General features: G+C 52.4%; 1 protein-coding gene. It reads right to left on the reverse strand.

The genetic code is table 11. From position 1 onward, the window contains the following. On the reverse strand, positions 1–252 hold a 252-nt coding region (locus AAEY93_RS20915), incomplete at both ends, for a (Fe-S)-binding protein (protein WP_351079643.1).

Raw genomic sequence — 252 nt, forward strand, 5'->3', positions numbered from 1 at the left:
TCTATCGGCCACTGAGATGGCGCGGCTCTAAGGGTTGTTGTAGCGCTGGCGGGATTGACGATTTGCGCAATAGCATCAGTAACTGGTTGACCGCCCGGCACGCATTTATTGTATGGCTCGTTATCCACTACAATCGCGGTAGCATAAGGCAAGCAACCGTCTGGATGTTCGCACAGACCGCACTGAGTCTGCGGCAGACAAGCATCGATACGGGCAATTTTTGCTTGCATATCAGCAGGCAATGTCTCGATA

Origin of the sequence: Shewanella sp. CAL98-MNA-CIBAN-0140 (genome assembly GCF_040309905.1) — a bacterium.
In the GTDB taxonomy this organism is placed as follows: Bacteria; Pseudomonadota; Gammaproteobacteria; order Enterobacterales; family Shewanellaceae; genus Shewanella; species Shewanella psychromarinicola.